The sequence below is a fragment of the Flavobacterium sp. genome (genome assembly GCF_030146175.1).
Classification (GTDB): Bacteria; Bacteroidota; Bacteroidia; order Flavobacteriales; family Flavobacteriaceae; genus Flavobacterium.
The window spans coordinates 1-16,408 of sequence record NZ_JASLCE010000080.1; the positions used below are offsets into that span (position 1 = coordinate 1).

General features: G+C 40.0%; 14 protein-coding genes. 8 read left to right on the forward strand and 6 right to left on the reverse strand.

What is annotated here, in order from left to right; all coding sequences use genetic code 11:
- From Q1R07_RS09585 to Q1R07_RS09595, 3 genes are all read left to right on the forward strand, one after another.
- The coding region (locus Q1R07_RS09585; RefSeq protein ID WP_300489172.1) for a winged helix-turn-helix domain-containing protein at positions 1-290 on the forward strand (290 nt) is incomplete at its 5' end.
- Positions 291-292: 2 nt separating this feature from the next.
- Positions 293-1,597: a HAMP domain-containing sensor histidine kinase gene (locus Q1R07_RS09590; RefSeq protein WP_300489174.1), complete on the forward strand. Its 1,305-nt coding sequence runs from the start codon at positions 293-295 to the stop codon at positions 1,595-1,597.
- 82 nt (positions 1,598-1,679) lie between these two features.
- Positions 1,680-2,132, forward strand: a complete 453-nt coding sequence (locus Q1R07_RS09595; RefSeq protein ID WP_300489176.1) for a PepSY-like domain-containing protein — start codon at positions 1,680-1,682, stop codon at positions 2,130-2,132.
- A gap of 53 nt (positions 2,133-2,185) precedes the next feature.
- On the opposite strand, the gene aspA is transcribed toward Q1R07_RS09595, so the two are convergent.
- The 3 genes from aspA to Q1R07_RS09610 form a co-directional block, all read right to left on the reverse strand.
- On the reverse strand, positions 2,186-3,577 hold the full coding sequence (aspA, locus tag Q1R07_RS09600) for an aspartate ammonia-lyase (protein ID WP_300489179.1): 1,392 nt from the start codon (positions 3,575-3,577) through the stop codon (positions 2,186-2,188).
- Positions 3,578-3,728: 151 nt separating this feature from the next.
- Positions 3,729-4,898: a GlmU family protein gene (locus Q1R07_RS09605; protein WP_300489182.1), complete on the reverse strand. Its 1,170-nt coding sequence runs from the start codon at positions 4,896-4,898 to the stop codon at positions 3,729-3,731.
- Positions 4,899-5,005: 107 nt separating this feature from the next.
- The gene (locus Q1R07_RS09610) at positions 5,006-5,257 is read right to left on the reverse strand and encodes a type B 50S ribosomal protein L31 (protein ID WP_136402384.1); all 252 of its coding nucleotides are present in this window, start codon (positions 5,255-5,257) and stop codon (positions 5,006-5,008) included.
- 241 nt (positions 5,258-5,498) lie between these two features.
- Here Q1R07_RS09610 and Q1R07_RS09615 point away from each other — a divergent pair, with 241 nt between their 5' ends.
- Genes Q1R07_RS09615 through Q1R07_RS09635 form a run of 5 tightly spaced genes read left to right on the forward strand, consistent with a single transcriptional unit; the run spans position 5,499 to position 11,285 of the window.
- Entirely contained in the window at positions 5,499-6,026 is a 528-nt protein-coding gene (locus Q1R07_RS09615; RefSeq protein WP_300489185.1) for a DUF4199 domain-containing protein, read from the forward strand.
- Between the two features lie 8 nt (positions 6,027-6,034).
- Positions 6,035-6,991, forward strand: a complete 957-nt coding sequence (locus Q1R07_RS09620) for a glycosyltransferase family 2 protein (RefSeq protein WP_300489188.1) — start codon at positions 6,035-6,037, stop codon at positions 6,989-6,991.
- 26 nt (positions 6,992-7,017) lie between these two features.
- Positions 7,018-8,748: a phospho-sugar mutase gene (locus tag Q1R07_RS09625; RefSeq protein ID WP_300489191.1), complete on the forward strand. Its 1,731-nt coding sequence runs from the start codon at positions 7,018-7,020 to the stop codon at positions 8,746-8,748.
- A gap of 1 nt (position 8,749) precedes the next feature.
- Positions 8,750-10,576, forward strand: a complete 1,827-nt coding sequence (locus tag Q1R07_RS09630; protein ID WP_300489194.1) for an ABC transporter ATP-binding protein — start codon at positions 8,750-8,752, stop codon at positions 10,574-10,576.
- A 7-nt stretch (positions 10,577-10,583) separates the two neighbouring features.
- Complete coding sequence (locus Q1R07_RS09635) at positions 10,584-11,285, forward strand: hypothetical protein (protein WP_300489197.1); 702 nt, start codon at positions 10,584-10,586, stop codon at positions 11,283-11,285.
- Here Q1R07_RS09635 and Q1R07_RS09640 read toward each other — a convergent pair.
- From Q1R07_RS09640 to Q1R07_RS09650, 3 genes are read right to left on the reverse strand one after another with little or no spacing between them, the layout of a single operon-like run.
- Positions 11,282-12,007 (reverse strand): hypothetical protein, encoded by a 726-nt coding sequence (locus Q1R07_RS09640; protein WP_300489200.1) that lies wholly within the window; start codon positions 12,005-12,007, stop codon positions 11,282-11,284. The genes Q1R07_RS09635 and Q1R07_RS09640 overlap by 4 nt on opposite strands.
- Positions 12,008-12,054: 47 nt before the next feature.
- A complete protein-coding gene (locus Q1R07_RS09645) occupies positions 12,055-14,526 on the reverse strand; it encodes a TonB-dependent receptor (protein ID WP_300489203.1) in 2,472 nt (823 codons plus the stop codon).
- Positions 14,510-16,228: a M23 family metallopeptidase gene (locus tag Q1R07_RS09650; RefSeq protein WP_300489207.1), complete on the reverse strand. Its 1,719-nt coding sequence runs from the start codon at positions 16,226-16,228 to the stop codon at positions 14,510-14,512. The genes Q1R07_RS09645 and Q1R07_RS09650 overlap by 17 nt, the downstream gene beginning before the upstream one ends.
- Positions 16,229-16,408: the final 180 nt, after the last annotated feature.

The window sequence follows — 16,408 nt, forward strand, 5'->3', positions numbered from 1 at the left end:
ACTGGAACAACATTACCCTTTCGCCCGAACAGCGCACCGTTAGCGTAAACAATACCGAACTGACACTCAACCGTAAGGAATTCGATTTGTTATACTATTTTATCACGAACCCGAACCGATTGATCAACAAAACCGCTCTGGCCGAATATGTCTGGGGCGACTATATTGATCAGGCCGATAATCTCGATTTTGTCTATTCTCAGATTAAAAATTTACGTAAAAAACTAAAAGATGCCACTGCCGAAATCGATATCCAGGCAGTTTATGGCATTGGTTACCGAATGAGCTGATTATGAAACTCCAGGTTTATACATTACGCTACCTTCTTATCGCTTTATTGGGTGTTATTGCCCTTTGGGCGAGTCTGTTTTATATGGTCATTCTGGAAGAAGTCTACGATAATATTGACGATGGACTAAAAAATTCCAAATTACTGATCATCCGAAAAGCTCAGGAAAGTCCGGAGTTACTCACTAACCACGAATCGGAAATTAACCAGTTTACCATAAAACCGGTCCCAATGGGACGTTATATCGCCCGAAACAATAAGGACGATGATGACGATGATGACGACAATCAGAATGTGATCTATAATGATCATAAATACATGGAATATGATGATGATTACGAACCGGTACGCGTATTAAAAACGGTTTTTATGGCATCCGACGGTAATCCGTATGAACTGACGATCACCGCTTCGATGGTGGAAGAAGATGAATTAATGGAAGATCTGATGACTGCCTTAATCGCGCTCTATATTATGTTGGTCGTAAGCATTGTGATCATCAATTATTTTATTCTGAAAAAAGTATGGCGTTCGTTTTATTCTTTGTTGGACAAACTGCGTCATTTTAAACTCGGAACCGGTACCGCTTTTACAGCACCGCCTTCCCCTATCGACGAGTTTAAAGTCCTCGGAAAAGAACTGGAAGCCTTATTAAAACGGAATGAAGCCACCTATGCGAGTCAGAAACAGTTTATCGAAAATGCGTCGCACGAATTACAAACACCGTTGGCTATTAGTATTAACCGACTGGAATTATTTGCCGAAAACAACACTTTAACGGAAGAACAAATGGACTCAGTTGGTAAAATAACCGATACACTTTCGCGACTGGTAAAATTAAACAAGTCGCTTTTGATGCTTTCCAAAATTGAAAACAAGCAATTTCCGGACGAAACCGTTGTCGATTTTAACGAGCTTACCGCACAGGTTTTATCCGATTTCGAAGATTTTGCCGCTTTTAAATCGGTTTCACTTCAGGTTGTTCAAAATGAGCCGTTACTTTTTACGATGAACAAAGGACTCGCTGTGACGTTACTAAGCAATTTGATCAAAAATGCGATTCTACACAATCGTCCCGACGGTACGGTTACTATAGGTTTGTCTGAAAAACAACTGACAATACGGAATTCCGGTTCCGACAAACCGCTGGATTCCGATTTTATCTTTAACCGTTTTGCACGCCACAGTACGAATGAAAACTCTACCGGACTCGGATTAGCCATCGTAAAATCAATTAGTTCCAATTATAATTTGTATATTAGATACGCCTTCGACGGGGAACATGTGTTTAGTATTAATTTCCCATAAAAAACGAGCTCTTTTTATTTTTTCCCAATTGTTTCCTAATTCAGGTTGTAATCTTGTATCAAATTTTAAAACCAATTCGACTATGAAAACAATATTGAATTTCCGATTCACAGCTATCGCGCTTTTTATGATCTTTTTAACCGGCTTTACCGCTCAGGCACAAAAAAGCAGTATTACTATGGCGCAATTACCCGCTAATGCACAGAATTTTCTAAAAAAACATTTTCCAAAACAAACGCCCAATTACATTTTAAAGGACGAAGAAACCTTTTCACTGGACTATAAAGTACAGTTGGCCGACGGTACCGAAATTGAATTTGACCGTAAAGGAAACTGGGAAGAAGTTGACGGCAACAAAAACACCATTCCAAACAGTGTTATCCCGACTCCAATTTTGACATATGTCCAAACGCATTATAAAGGTGCCGCGATCGTAAAAATCGACAAAGGTGCCTGGGATTATGAGATAGATTTAAACAACGGTCTGGAATTAAAATTCAACTCCAAAGGTGAATTTTTAAGAGTAGACGATTAATCTATCACAAATAAAAAAACCGAACATTGAGTTCGGTTTTTTTATTTTATAGCTTAGCCTTTTGGTGCCAGCATATTTTCCGGATTCAGGATATCGTCCAGTTGTTCTTTAGACAATATATTGTGTTCCAAAACGAGGTTATAGACACTCTTACCACTTTCCAAAGCTTCTTTGGCAATTTTAGTACTGTTTTTATATCCGATATACGGATTAAGTGCCGTTACAATACCAATACTGTGTAATACCATTTCACGACAATGTTCGACATTGGCAGTAATACCGTCCACACATTTTAGTCGTAACGTATCCATACCATTCGCCAGCAACTCCATCGATTCCATAATGGCATAGGTCAACACCGGTTCCATTACGTTTAACTGCAATTGTCCGGCTTCGGCTGCCATGGTTACCGTAAGATCATTCCCGATTACACGGTAGCATACCTGATTCATCACTTCCGGAATTACCGGATTTACTTTCCCCGGCATAATCGAAGATCCCGGTTGCATCGGTGGTAGATTAATTTCGTTTAAACCACAACGCGGACCGGATGAAAGCAGTCGTAAATCGTTACATATTTTAGATATTTTGATCGCCATTCGTTTTAAAGCGGATGAATAAATCACATACGATCCCGTATCCGGTGTCGCTTCAATCAGATTGGGTGCCGACACAAACGGATGTCCCGATACTTTTGCCAGATTTTCGGCGCAAAGTTTTGCATAACCCGGAACGGCATTTAATCCGGTTCCGATGGCTGTAGCGCCCATATTGATTTCAAAAAACAAGGCCGAATTCTGGTTGAGTCGTTCGATTTCTTCTTCCAGGTTGGCTGCAAACGCTTCAAACTCCTGTCCTAACGTCATGGGTACCGCATCCTGTAATTGCGTACGTCCCATTTTTAATACCGATTTGAACTCCTCTCCTTTTTTTCGGAACGACGCTATCAGTAATTTTAAATGACCTATCAATTTGATGTTCGAGTTGATCGCCGCCAGTTTGATTGATGTCGGATACGCATCGTTAGTCGATTGTGACAGGTTAACATGATCGTTAGGCGAACAATATTGATATTCCCCTTTCTGATGCCCCATAATTTCCAACGCTCTGTTAGCCAATACTTCATTAATATTCATATTGGTCGATGTTCCGGCACCTCCCTGTATCATATCGATTGGGAATTCTTTGTCGAATTTACCCTCGATCACTTCCTTGGCAGCCGCTACAATCGCATTTTTTAATTTTTCGTCCAACAATCCTAACGTAAAATTGGTTTCGGCAGCCGCCCATTTTACATAGGCCAGTCCTTTTATAAATTCGGGATACTGAAATAAACGTACTCCGGAAATATGGAAATTATCAATCGCACGTTGGGTTTGAATCCCGTAATATGCCTTTTCAGGAACATTCAAATCCCCTAACAGGTCGTTTTCAACTCTATACATTGTAAGATTATTTTTGGGTTACTTCACTTTAAAGATAAGGCTTATTTTAAAGATTCACCATACTGCCGCGTTAAATTTGCAACAACAACCAACAAAAAACCACAACCGTTTCACACGATTGTGGTTTTTCAGATTTATTTTAAAAAATGGTTTAGCGCCATTTTGCCGTTTCTTCAAATACATGTTCCAGTATCGCTTTATCCTGTTCCGTAAAGCTCACATGACGTCGCGACATTACGTTTTCGGCTGTAGCAAATGCTTTTTCCGGAATGTATTCCGTAAAGCCGTCGGCTCCACCCCATGAAAAACTCGGTATAAAGTTTTTCGGAAATCCGCCGCCGTAAATATTCGCACATACGCCTACTACCGTACCGGTATTAAACATTGTATTGATTCCGCATTTACTATGATCACCCATCATTAAACCACAAAACTGTAAGCCGGTTTTTTCCATTGCTTCGGTTTCATAGCTCCATAATTTGACTTCTTCGTAGTTGTTTTTCAGGTTGGAATTATTACTATCCGCTCCCATATTACACCATTCGCCCAAAACGGAGTTTCCTAAAAACCCGTCATGTCCTTTATTTGAATAGGCAAACAATACCGAATTGCTAATTTCTCCACCTACTCTACAATGCGGACCAACAGTTGTTGCACCATATATTTTGGTAGCCAGTTTTACCACCGCTTCTTCGCCTAATGCAAATGGCCCACGGATTACGGTTCCTTCCATAATCTCCGCATTTTTCCCGATATAAATCGGACCGGTCGCTGCATTTAACGTAACAAACTCCAGTTTGGCTCCTTCTTCGATAAAAATATTTTCCGGTGCGATTACATTCACACTCTTCGGAATCGGTTGCGACGTACGCCCTTCGGTAAGCAATTCGAAATCTTCGCGTAAAGCGCTGTCATTTTTTTGAAAAATGTCCCACGTATGTTCAATTTTGATACAGTCATCCGTATAGTCTATAATCTCATAGGTATCAAAATCCACTTCTTCCTGCGAATCCTGCGTATAGAACGCGATCACATCCTCGTGGTGAAAAATCGCCTGATTCGGCTCCAGATTCGTGATCATCTCCGTCAGTATTTCATTCGGAAGGAACGAAGCGTTAATCATAATATTTTCCTGCATTTCGACCATTGGGAATTTTTCCATCAGGTATTCCTCGGTGATCGTTGTGGTTGTATACCCCAGGTATTTTTCCCATTTTTCGCGGATGGTTAATATTCCGATCCGGATGTCTGCCACAGGTCGGGTAAACGTAAACGGTAGCAGTGCCTGTCGGACTGCTCCGTCAAAAAGGATGTAGTTCATCTGTTAGTGCCGTATGATTCGTTACCAAAGTTACAAAGTTTTCCGTCAGATATAAAAATAAAAAAAGCCTCCCGAAAGGGAAGCTTCTTTTAAATTTTGAACACTTATTACTTACTAAATTTAGCGTATTTGTTTTTGAATTTATCAATACGTCCAGCAGTATCGATAAGTTTTGATTTACCTGTGTAGAATGGGTGAGACGTTCTTGAAATCTCCATTTTAAACACTGGATATTCAACACCATCAACTTCAATTGTTTCTTTAGTATCTACAGTAGATTTAGTGATGAATACGTCTTCGTTTGACATATCTTTAAATGCTACTAATCTGTAATTTTCTGGGTGAATTCCTTTTTTCATGATGTAAATCTTTTTTATTTGTGGCTGTAACCCGTTTTGAAGCTTTTGTTTTTCAAAAGGTATAAACGGTCTACAACTTTTTGTTTATAATCTTTTTATTTAAGGCTGCAAATTTACAATTAATTTTGAAATATCAAATCTTTCCCTCGATTTTTTTGAATCCTTACAGTTTATATTTTTTAACGCTCCTATAAAGGTAATTCTTATATTTGTAAATTAATTAACCAAAAACTAAATTTTTATGAATGCTACAATCAAAAAAAACGGGATTAATTTTGGTATCATAATGGGTGTATTTTCCATTTTAGTCACTACTTTAATTTATGCCATTGACGTATCGCTATTTGTTAATCCCTGGATCGGAATTGCAAGCATTATCATTTACATCGTTTTAGGAGTTATACTACTTTCCAAAACCAAAAAAGAACTGGGCGGTATCACTTTTAAGGAAGCCTTTACTGTATACTTTATTTCTGGAGTTATCGGTGCTATCTTAGGGGTAGTTTTCAACATCATTTTGTTTAATTTTATCGATCCATCAGCCAAAGAAACCATCAGCCAAATGTCTATCGAATACACCGTTGACATGCTTAAAAAATTCAACACGCCTACTGCAGCTATAAAAGAGACGGTTGAAAAAATGAAAGAAACAGACAATTACAGTATCGCAAGCCAGTTAAAAGGTTTGGTTGTAAGCTTTGTTTTCATTGCTATATTCGGTGCTATCCTGGCGTTGATTTTCAAAAACAAAACCAATACATTAGAATAAAAAATTAAATGAATTTATCCATAATAATTCCTTTATTAAACGAGAGCGAATCGCTCCCGGAACTGCATTCCTGGATTGTCCGTGTCATGACAGCCAACCACTTCTCTTACGAAGTGATTTTTATTGACGACGGCAGTACCGATAATTCCTGGAAGCTGATTGAAACGTTATCGGCTCAGGATCCCAATGTAAAAGGAATCCGCTTTTTAAGGAATTACGGAAAATCGCAGGCGCTTCATGCCGGTTTTGCAAAAGCCCAAGGTGATGTTATCATTACTATGGATGCCGATTTACAGGACAGTCCTGACGAGATTCCGGAATTATATCATATGATTACCGACCAACAGTACGACCTGGTGTCGGGTTGGAAAAAAAAGCGTTACGATTCGGTCGTAGCCAAAAATTTACCCTCAAAATTGTTTAACTGGGCCGCTCGTAAAACATCGGGTGTCCAGTTAAATGATTTTAATTGCGGCCTAAAGGCGTATAAAAATATCGTAATCAAAAATATCGAGGTTTCCGGTGAAATGCACCGTTATATTCCGGTACTGGCGAAAAATGCAGGCTTTGCCAAAATTGGCGAAAAGGTTGTGATTCACCAGGCACGAAAATACGGCACCACCAAATTCGGAATGGAACGTTTTATCTACGGCTTTCTCGATCTGATTACCATTTGGTTTTTATCCCGGTTCGGAAAAAGACCCATGCACTTGTTTGGCGCCCTGGGTGTACTGATGTTTAGCATCGGTTTTCTGGCAGCCGGATATATCGGTTTTATTAAACTATTCCGACTCTATCACCACCAGCACACTATTTTAGTGACCAGCAATCCGTGGTTTTATATTGCTCTAACTACCATGATCATTGGAACACAACTATTTTTAGCCGGCTTTTTAGGCGAAATTATTCTTCGTACCAAAAACAACGAAGAACGCTATAAAATTGCCGAAAAGGTTAATATTTAGTTTATAACAACATAAAAAAAAGTAACATGCACATCGAACAGCAGCTACTCGATAAAGTCAATATCTGGCTTAACAGTCCGGTATTTGATTCGGAAACTCAGGAAAAAATCAAGGAAATGATGACGTCTTCTCCAAAAGAACTGGAAGATAGTTTTTATAAAAACCTGGAATTTGGTACCGGAGGAATGCGAGGTATCATGGGTGTTGGCACCAATAGAATTAACAAATATACTTTAGGAAAAAATACACAGGGAATTTCGGATTATTTAAAAAAATCATTCCCGGGCGAAGCGCTTAAAGTCGCTATTGCCTACGATTGTCGTCATAACAGCGACACACTGGCCAAAGTGGTTGCCGATGTATTTTCGGCCAATGGTATCAAAGTATTTTTATTTTCGGATATGCGTCCGACACCGGAGTTATCGTTTACCGTTAAACACCTGGAATGTCACGTCGGAATTGTATTAACCGCTTCACACAATCCACCGGAATACAACGGTTATAAAGTGTACTGGCAGGATGGCGGCCAATTGGTTCCACCACAGGATCATGAGATCATACAAACCATCGAAGCCTTACAATACGATCAAATCCGATTTGAAGCCAATAACGATCTGATCGAATATATCGACACCGCCGTAGACGAAGCCTTTATTAATTCGGCCATCGAAAATGGAAGTTTTAACACACCAACATCGGCAAAAGAAAAATTAAAAATCGTATTTACATCACTACACGGAACGTCCATCAAACTGGTTCCGGATGTATTGGAAAAAGCCGGTTATACAAATGTAGCCATCGTTAAAGAACAAGCGGAACCCAACGGGGATTTCCCAACGGTAAAATCGCCTAACCCGGAAGAACCGGAAGCCTTAACCATGGCGTTGGCGTTGGCCGAAAAAACCGGAGCCGATATCGTAATCGGAACCGATCCGGATAGCGACCGACTTGGTGTAGCCGTTCGCAATACTGAAGGTGAGCTACTTTTACTAAATGGAAATCAGTCGATGGTACTGATGACCCATTTCCTATTGGAACAATGGAAAAAACAAGGTCGCATTACCGGAACCGAATTTATCGGATCAACCATTGTATCCACACCGATGATGTTGGAATTAGCCGATGTTTACGGAATCGAATGCAAAGTCGGATTGACCGGTTTTAAATGGATCGCTAAAATGATCAAAGATTTCCCGGAACAAAAATTTATCGGTGGCGGCGAAGAAAGTTTTGGCTTTATGGCCGGTGATGCCGTTCGCGATAAAGACGCTGTTACCGCTACCCTATTAGTCTGCGAAATCGCGGCTCAGGCAAAAGCTAAGGGAAGTTCGTTATATGAAGAATTACTACAAATGTATGTGGATTTCGGTTTTTATAAAGAACACCTGATTTCGATCACCAAAAAAGGAATCGACGGTGCGAACGAAATCAAACAAATGATGTCTGATTTAAGAAACAATCCGCTGGAAGAAATCAATGGCGAACGTGTTATTTTTGTAGAGGATTATCAAAATTCGACTACCCGAAACATGTTTACCGGAGAAACCGGCACACTGGATATTCCAAAATCGAATGTACTGATTTACTATCTGGAAGACGGTAGTAAAATATGCGCCCGTCCAAGTGGTACGGAGCCAAAAATCAAATTCTATTTTAGCGTAAATGCGCGAATAGAAAGTCTCGACGAAATCGCTGCCGCGGAAGAATTCCTGGACGACAAAATCGAGAACATTATTACAGGAATGAATTTATCATAAAATGACCTACTTTAAACAAATTTTTCGCTTTGCGATCCCTTATTTAAAATACGCTTACCTGAATATTGCGTTCAATATCCTGTATGCTTTATTCAGCACCATTTCGTTTATGGCACTGATCCCGATGTTGTCGGTGTTGTTCGGAGAAACCAAAAAAATTACCGAAGCACCACAGTATACCGGTATCGAAAACATCAAAGCTTTTGGTGAAGACTATTTTAACTATTTTGTTACAACCACTTCCGAAGCCAAAGGTATCGACTATACGCTGGGAATTTTGGTTGCGATCATTATTTCCATTTTCTTATTAAAGAACCTTTTTAACTACCTGGCCTTGTTTTTCGCCACTTTCCTTCGAAACGGAATGCTGCGCGATCTTCGAAATGCGATGTATAAAAAGGCCGTGGAGTTACCGCTTTCGTTCTTTTCCGAAAAACGAAAAGGGGATACCATTTCCCGTATCACGTGGGACGTAGGAGAAGTACAAAGTTCCTACCTTTCGATACTGGAGCTGATCATCAAAGAACCGCTAACGATTATCTTCACCATTGTTGGTATGCTAATCATTAGTGTAAAGCTGACCATTTTCGTGTTTATTTTTATTCCGGTTTCAGGTTTTGTGATCTCATTAATCGGTAAGCGATTAAAAAAGCAGTCGACTGTAGCACAACAGGAACAGGGAATGTTTTTATCGATCGTTGAAGAAACCCTTGGGGGCTTAAAAGTGATCAAAGGGTTTACATCGGAAGCGTATTTCAATAAAAAATTCAGTTCGTCTACCGATCGTTATTTTAACCTTTCCAACAAAATCATGAACCGTCAGAACATGGCGTCTCCGGTAAGTGAATTTATGGGAATCATGGTTATCGCCATCTTATTATGGTTTGGCGGTCATATGGTATTGGTTGAAAAAACCTTATTGGGCGCACAATTTATCGCCTATATGGGACTGGCTTATAATATCCTGACGCCGGCCAAAGCGATTTCCAAAGCGTCATACGATATTAAAAGAGGAAATGCCGCTGCCGAACGGGTTCTGGAAATTCTGGAAGAAGAAAATCCGATTACCAGCAAACCGGATGCGATTCAGAAAACAACTTTTGACGATTCGATCAAAATCGAAAACATCAACTTCCGTTATGAGGATGAAAATGTGCTGAAAAACTTTTCACTGGAAGTGCCAAAAGGTAAAACCGTGGCTTTGGTAGGACAATCCGGTAGCGGAAAAAGTACTATCGCCAATTTGTTGACGCGTTTTTACGATGTTCAGGAAGGTGAAATCAAAATTGACAACATCAATATTAAAGATTACGACCTACATGCGTTACGTGGCCTGATGGGACTTGTAACGCAGGATAGTATTCTATTTAACGATACGATTAAAAACAACATCCTTTTAGGCAAACAGGATGCTACCGACGACGAGATCCTTGCAGCCTTAAAAGTGGCTAATGCCTACGAGTTTGTAAAAGACCTGCCAAATGGTATCGATACCAATATCGGTGATAGCGGAAACAAACTATCCGGTGGTCAGAAGCAACGTTTGTCTATCGCGAGAGCTGTTTTGAAAAATCCACCGATTATGATCCTGGACGAAGCAACTTCGGCTTTGGATACCGAAAGCGAGCGTTTGGTACAACAGGCCTTGGAAAATATGATGCAAAACCGAACTTCGGTTGTGATCGCACACCGACTTTCAACCATTCAAAAGGCTGATAAGATCGTAGTAATGCAAAAAGGTGAAATTGTAGAACAAGGTACGCACGACGAATTGCTTGCTTTAAACGGAACCTATTCTAAACTGGTTATGATGCAATCGTTCGAATAAACAGCCTATGTACAGACAGAATCCGAATATCACACTTCCTGAAAACCCGGATACCATTATCTGGAAGTATCTCGACTTGTCGAAATTCCTGGATCTGTTACTGTATCAGAAAATGTTTATGTCGCGTTCGGATAAATTCGAAGACCAATACGAAGGCACGTTTAGCGAGCCTACTTTTGAAGAAATCAAAAAAATTGCAGAGAACAATCCCAAGTTCCTGGACTATTATAAGTCGCATCGCGAAAATGTCGTGATCAGTAGTTGGCATGCCAACGAATACGAATCTTTCGCGATGTGGCAAATTTTCACCAAAAACAACGAAGGATTGGCGATACAGTCGACCGTTGGACGTTTAAAAGCCGCTTTGGCCCCGGAAAAGCATTTTGAGCAATATATAGGTGAAGTACACTATATCGATTATAAAAAGGAGTACATTCCGTTTGACGATGCTTTTTTCCCATTCCTTTTTAAACGTAAAAGTTTTCAGTACGAAAAAGAAATCCGGATTATTTCGGACGTTACGTCTCAAAAGCTATCGATCAACGAAGGGTTAAAAATCAATGTGGATATCAATACCCTTATCGAGACGATATACATTCATCCGAAATCGGAAAACTGGTATAAAAAGCTAGTAACCGAATTGGTCGCCAAACTCGGTTTTGATTTTAAGATTGAAAAATCGGATTTAGAAAGCGATATCCTGATTTAGATCGGCATATATTCTTCTGCCTTCCATTCTTTATCCATCAGGTTTACGAAGAAATAATGCACCTGATCTTTTTTATCGAACGCTCCGTTTTTATTGATGTCTTCAATCGTACGGAAATACAGTCGGTTTTGCACTTCTACTACATTCCAATCCAATAATTCCTGCAAATCATCCGATAATTTGGTAAAATGGGTTCCGTTAAAATTGCTTAGGTATAGCGATTTGATATCGTTGGAATCGATTTTCCCGTCGCGATTGGTATCCGAATCGACTAACGAATACACCAGAATTTGTTTTTTGGTTTTATCGGCGATCGTATTCAGGTAGGTTGCCGTTTGAATCTGAATGGCTTTATCCGTAAGACTTCGCATTGCTGTCGAATCGACATGTTGGAATTTTAAATTCTGAAAATACCCGGTCACCTCAAAGCGGTTGTAATTGGAAATTGCATAACTCACCGAGTTGGTTTTACTGGATCCGTAGCTGCTTCCCGGACCGTCGTATACCCGAATATCCCCGATAGCATGAATCAGGTATTTGGTTCCTTCCATATAGATCGGCAAATCGGCGATCTTAATTTGTGAAGAATCTCTTTTTACCGGATTGTTTACCGCATTTTTCGTGGCATCGTAAATTACCTTTGGCTTATTACTTTCCGGCTCTTTACATCCAATAAAAAGAAATGTCAGAAGTAAAGCGGTACAGGTTACAATCTTTTTCATCTTCGGGAATTAAATGGTATTTCAAATATATAACTTTTACACTGGAACTACAATCTTACATTCAATTTTAAATTAAACGTACGGGTTGTCATATAATTCGGAATTCCGTATTGGCTCTTCGTATAAACATCGCGCACCCAGGTATTGGTAATAGCATTCTGGTTGTTGAAAAGGTTAAAAATTTCAAATCCCAAAGCCACTTCCTGAAACGGCTTTAACCAGTTTTTAGTCGATTTAATCGTGGTATCTTTAAAAACATAGGAGAAACCGGCATCGGCTCTGCGGTAGTCTTTTAGTCGCAACTGGTAGTCATACGGATCGGCATACGAAGGCGAACCGCCCGGTAGTCCGGTATTATACACTACATTCAGGTACATTTTCAGGTTCGGAATGTTAGGCATATAATCCTGAAACATCAATCCGAATTTTAAACGCTGATCGGTTGGTCGGGCAATATAACCACGTCCGTCCTGATTCTCTTCTGTTTTCAGATAACCAAAACTAAACCAGGATTCGGTACCCGGAACAAATTCTCCGTTTAAACGGAAATCGGCTCCATATACATAGGCCGTAGCATCGTTATTGGCGCTATAGCGAATGCGTACATTGTCGATTGTATAGGTATTCACATCCGACAGATTTTTATAATAGGCTTCGGATATCAGCTTAAACGGCCTTCCCCACATTTTAAAACTATAGTCGTTCCCCAATACAATATGAACGGATTGTTGCGCTTTTACATTAGGTTGCACCACACCATCGGCGTCACGTAACTCGCGATAGAATGGCGGTTGATGGTAGACTCCTCCCGACAAACGGAACAACATGTCCATTGCCCAGGCCGGTTTTATAGCAAACTGCGCTCTTGGGCTAATCACAAACTGACTGTCGCCGGTCGTAATATTATCGCCACTCACCTGCCATTGATGCGCCCGAACTCCGGCATTTACCCAATATTCGGCGGTTCCGATTTCCCCACGGTAATTCCATTGGGCATAACCCGAAAAACGGTTGATTTGTACAAAATTGGTCGCCCGTACATTCTGATAGGGTGCTAATGGCCCGGTATACGGCGTATAAGGTTGATCATGTGGAATACCCAAAATCGGTGCCGGTAATGAAAAACCAGCCGAGTCGATCGCTTCCCATTCTACAATACGGTCGCGAATATCTTCTTTTGTAAATTTCAATCCCCATTCCACCTGATGTTCGCTGGTTTTGGACGAATGAAATCCTTTTACTTCTCCGTTAAAAATAAGTGCATCCAGGTTGTTTCGGGCATGGCTTAATTGCGATCCTACGCCACGGGAATAGACAACATCTCCAAAAGTCTCGGATCCGATATTACTATCCACTTCACCCAAAGCATATTGCGCCTGAATGTCGAAATGTTCCTGTTCCTGCGTATGATAGGCCGATCCGATAAATTTCAGTTTAAAATCGTCACTGACCTGATACACCGATTTCAATGCACCAAATAACGTCAGATAACGGTCTTTTTCCTGTCCGTTGTAGAACACCTGTAAGGCGATCGGATTATCTATGGTTCCGAAATTCGTCTGACGGGATATCGGTTGGTAGTTATAGCGGTTTTGCGAGATGTTCCCCAAAAAGCTCCATTGCCATTTGGTGGATGCGTCAAAATTGATCAATGTTTGTACGTCAACAAATGTTGGTCGGAAGTTGGTTTCGGTTTCCTGGCTTTTTACCAGAAGACTGTTGTCGCGGTAACGCACACCGGTAATATTACTCCATTTCTGATTTTTGGAAACCAGATCCACGGTAGCACTTCCGCCTAATAAACTGGCATCGAAAGCCGCCTGGAATTTGGTTGGACGTCGGTAGGTGATATCCAATACCGATGATAATTTATCGCCGTATTTGGCCTGAAATCCTCCGGCAGAAAAATCAACATTCTGAACCATTTCCGTATTGGTAAAACTCAATCCTTCCTGCTGACCGGAACGAATCAAAAACGGTCGGTATACTTCGATTTCGTTGACATACACCAGGTTTTCGTCGTAATTTCCACCCCGAACGGCATATTGCGTACTCAATTCGTTGTTGGAATAAACACCCGGAAGCGTTTTTAATATATTTTCTACTCCGGCATTGGCTCCGGGAATCGTCCGGATGACTTCCGGTGCGATGGTTATAATTCCTTCTACTCTTTTTCGCCCTCCTTTCGACACCACCACTTCGCCCAATTGTTCCGCACGCTGGTTTAACACCACGTTTAGTTCATAATCTTCATTGGGTTTTAACGAAAGAACCGTTGCTACTTTTTTGTAGCTAACATGTGTGATCTCGATCGTTATCTTTTGATTGGCCGGTACTGTGATTTGAAAAAAACCGTTTTCATTCGATATAACGGAAGCGGTATTGGTTTTAACAGATGCTTTTGCTATTGGTTTATTGGACTCGTCCAAAAGGATTCCTTTTACCCGAGCCGTTTGTGCATACGTGCCAAAACCAATAAATAAAATACAAATCGCAATAAAATCAATTATTCTTTTCAAGAGAGGTTGGTTTTAAGGTTTTAAAAAAGTGCGTTTCAAAGGTAGTGGAATTTCCTATATTATCAGACACAATAATTTTCAAATCATTCCTTCCGTCGTCATAAATCATATCGTTCAGATCATGTACCAGTAATTTGGTTTTATAGTCGTATTTCATTAAAATCCACTTCCCATTCAGGTAACCGTTGTATTCTTTAATCCCGGATAAATCATCCTGAATATGTACGCTAATCGTATCCAATTTATCAATCGTACTACCGGTGGCAAAATTCGGTTTGTATATTCTCGGTCCGACACTATCCTGCATTAGCATAAATTTACCCAGATCTTTGGTGCGGATTGAAAACAAATCTCCTTTTTTGGTTGTCGTAAAATATTCCGGTTTGCTACCATCCATCCGACCGATAAAGCTTCTTTTATAATCCAGGTTCGGTATTCCTTTAACATCGAAAGTGATCGTAATATTGTTGTGTGCCGGAACGGTATCGTCATGCAAATCCAGCACGTTGTTTTTCACATCAAAACGTAGGTAAAAATCTTCGTAGAAAGCATTCGCCGGTACAAACACCGAAATATTGTCTTTTGTAAAATTATGATCGTTGCTCGCTTTGATAAAATACGGCGTGGTAACTTCTTTACGCTGGAATTTTACCGGCTGATCCGAATAGACTACCGGAATATTAATGATGGTTTTGTTATTATGGAAATCGGACACTTCGATACGGTAGGAAAATGTATCTTTTTCTTTGACTGCAATTTGTCCGTTTTTGGCGTTACTACTGATAATCGAAAACGGATAGCTCTTTTTGTAAAACAGCTTTTGATAGCGGAGTTTTGTTTTTTTATAGCGTTCGAAATCGATAAAATTATTGATGTAACGGGATTCGTCAAACGAAAAAGCATCAAACTGATAGCCATAGAGTTTGGTACCGTTTAAAAAGGTTTCCACTTTATAAATTCCGTTTTTGCTATAGTTATTATCGGACGTATCATACGCATCAAGCGAAAAGCCAATAGCACCTTTTGCCATCACTTTACTTCCCATATAGGAACCGTCTTTTTGAAGCGACAAAGCGACCAATACCGGATTTTGCGATTGGTTTACCACGGCATCATCACTAATCGGATAGACGGCGATTCCATTTATGGACGGCGCTTTGGTATCGGTGGTTTCCTTATCCATACCAAACAATAACGGATTGAGTGTTTTTTCCGTTTTGGTATCCCGATATTCAAAATGAAGGTGCGGACCACCCGATCCACCAGTATTTCCGGATAATGCAATTAATTCGCTTTTGGTAACCGGCAATTCCGAAGCCAACGGAAACAATTCGACTTCAAATTTTTTCTGAGCATATTGCTTTTTACGCACATACTCCCCGATTTTACCGGAATATGCCTTTAAATGGCCATATACCGTAGTCACACCATTGGGATGTGTGATGTATAATGCATGTCCATAACCAAACGTAGAAACTTTTATTCGGGAAACATAGCCATCGGCTACGGCAAAAACCGGCAAACCGGTACGCTGTTGTGTTTTATAATCCAGTCCCGAATGAAAATGATTGCCACGCAATTCCCCAAAAGTTCCGGACGATTGTAACGGAATGTCAAGTGGTGATCGGAAATAATCCTTTGGATATTGATTTTGCGAAAAACAACACAAAAAAGAGAAGCAGAAAAACAACAACAGTCTCATAAAACGAATTTAGGCTAATATAAAAAACAAATATAAAACAAACTAAAAATACTGCAAAAACTTAACTAACTATAAGACAAATTATTACCAAACACAGCCAAAGATTTTCCTTTTTTTTAGTAAAACTATTGGTATTTCTCATTAGGAATGCTAACTTTGTAAAATCATATAATGAAATCA

Coding starts and splice junctions, on each gene's coding strand:
- Q1R07_RS09635 (WP_300489197.1), top strand. CDS start 10,584: ATGTACAGACAGAATCCGAATATCACACTTCCTGAAAACCCGGATACC.
- aspA (WP_300489179.1), bottom strand. CDS start 3,577: ATGTATAGAGTTGAAAACGACCTGTTAGGGGATTTGAATGTTCCTGAA.
- Q1R07_RS09625 (WP_300489191.1), top strand. CDS start 7,018: ATGCACATCGAACAGCAGCTACTCGATAAAGTCAATATCTGGCTTAAC.
- Q1R07_RS09630 (WP_300489194.1), top strand. CDS start 8,750: ATGACCTACTTTAAACAAATTTTTCGCTTTGCGATCCCTTATTTAAAA.
- Q1R07_RS09605 (WP_300489182.1), bottom strand. CDS start 4,898: ATGAACTACATCCTTTTTGACGGAGCAGTCCGACAGGCACTGCTACCG.
- Q1R07_RS09620 (WP_300489188.1), top strand. CDS start 6,035: ATGAATTTATCCATAATAATTCCTTTATTAAACGAGAGCGAATCGCTC.
- Q1R07_RS09610 (WP_136402384.1), bottom strand. CDS start 5,257: ATGAAAAAAGGAATTCACCCAGAAAATTACAGATTAGTAGCATTTAAA.
- Q1R07_RS09640 (WP_300489200.1), bottom strand. CDS start 12,007: ATGAAAAAGATTGTAACCTGTACCGCTTTACTTCTGACATTTCTTTTT.
- Q1R07_RS09590 (WP_300489174.1), top strand. CDS start 293: ATGAAACTCCAGGTTTATACATTACGCTACCTTCTTATCGCTTTATTG.
- Q1R07_RS09595 (WP_300489176.1), top strand. CDS start 1,680: ATGAAAACAATATTGAATTTCCGATTCACAGCTATCGCGCTTTTTATG.
- Q1R07_RS09615 (WP_300489185.1), top strand. CDS start 5,499: ATGAATGCTACAATCAAAAAAAACGGGATTAATTTTGGTATCATAATG.
- Q1R07_RS09650 (WP_300489207.1), bottom strand. CDS start 16,228: ATGAGACTGTTGTTGTTTTTCTGCTTCTCTTTTTTGTGTTGTTTTTCG.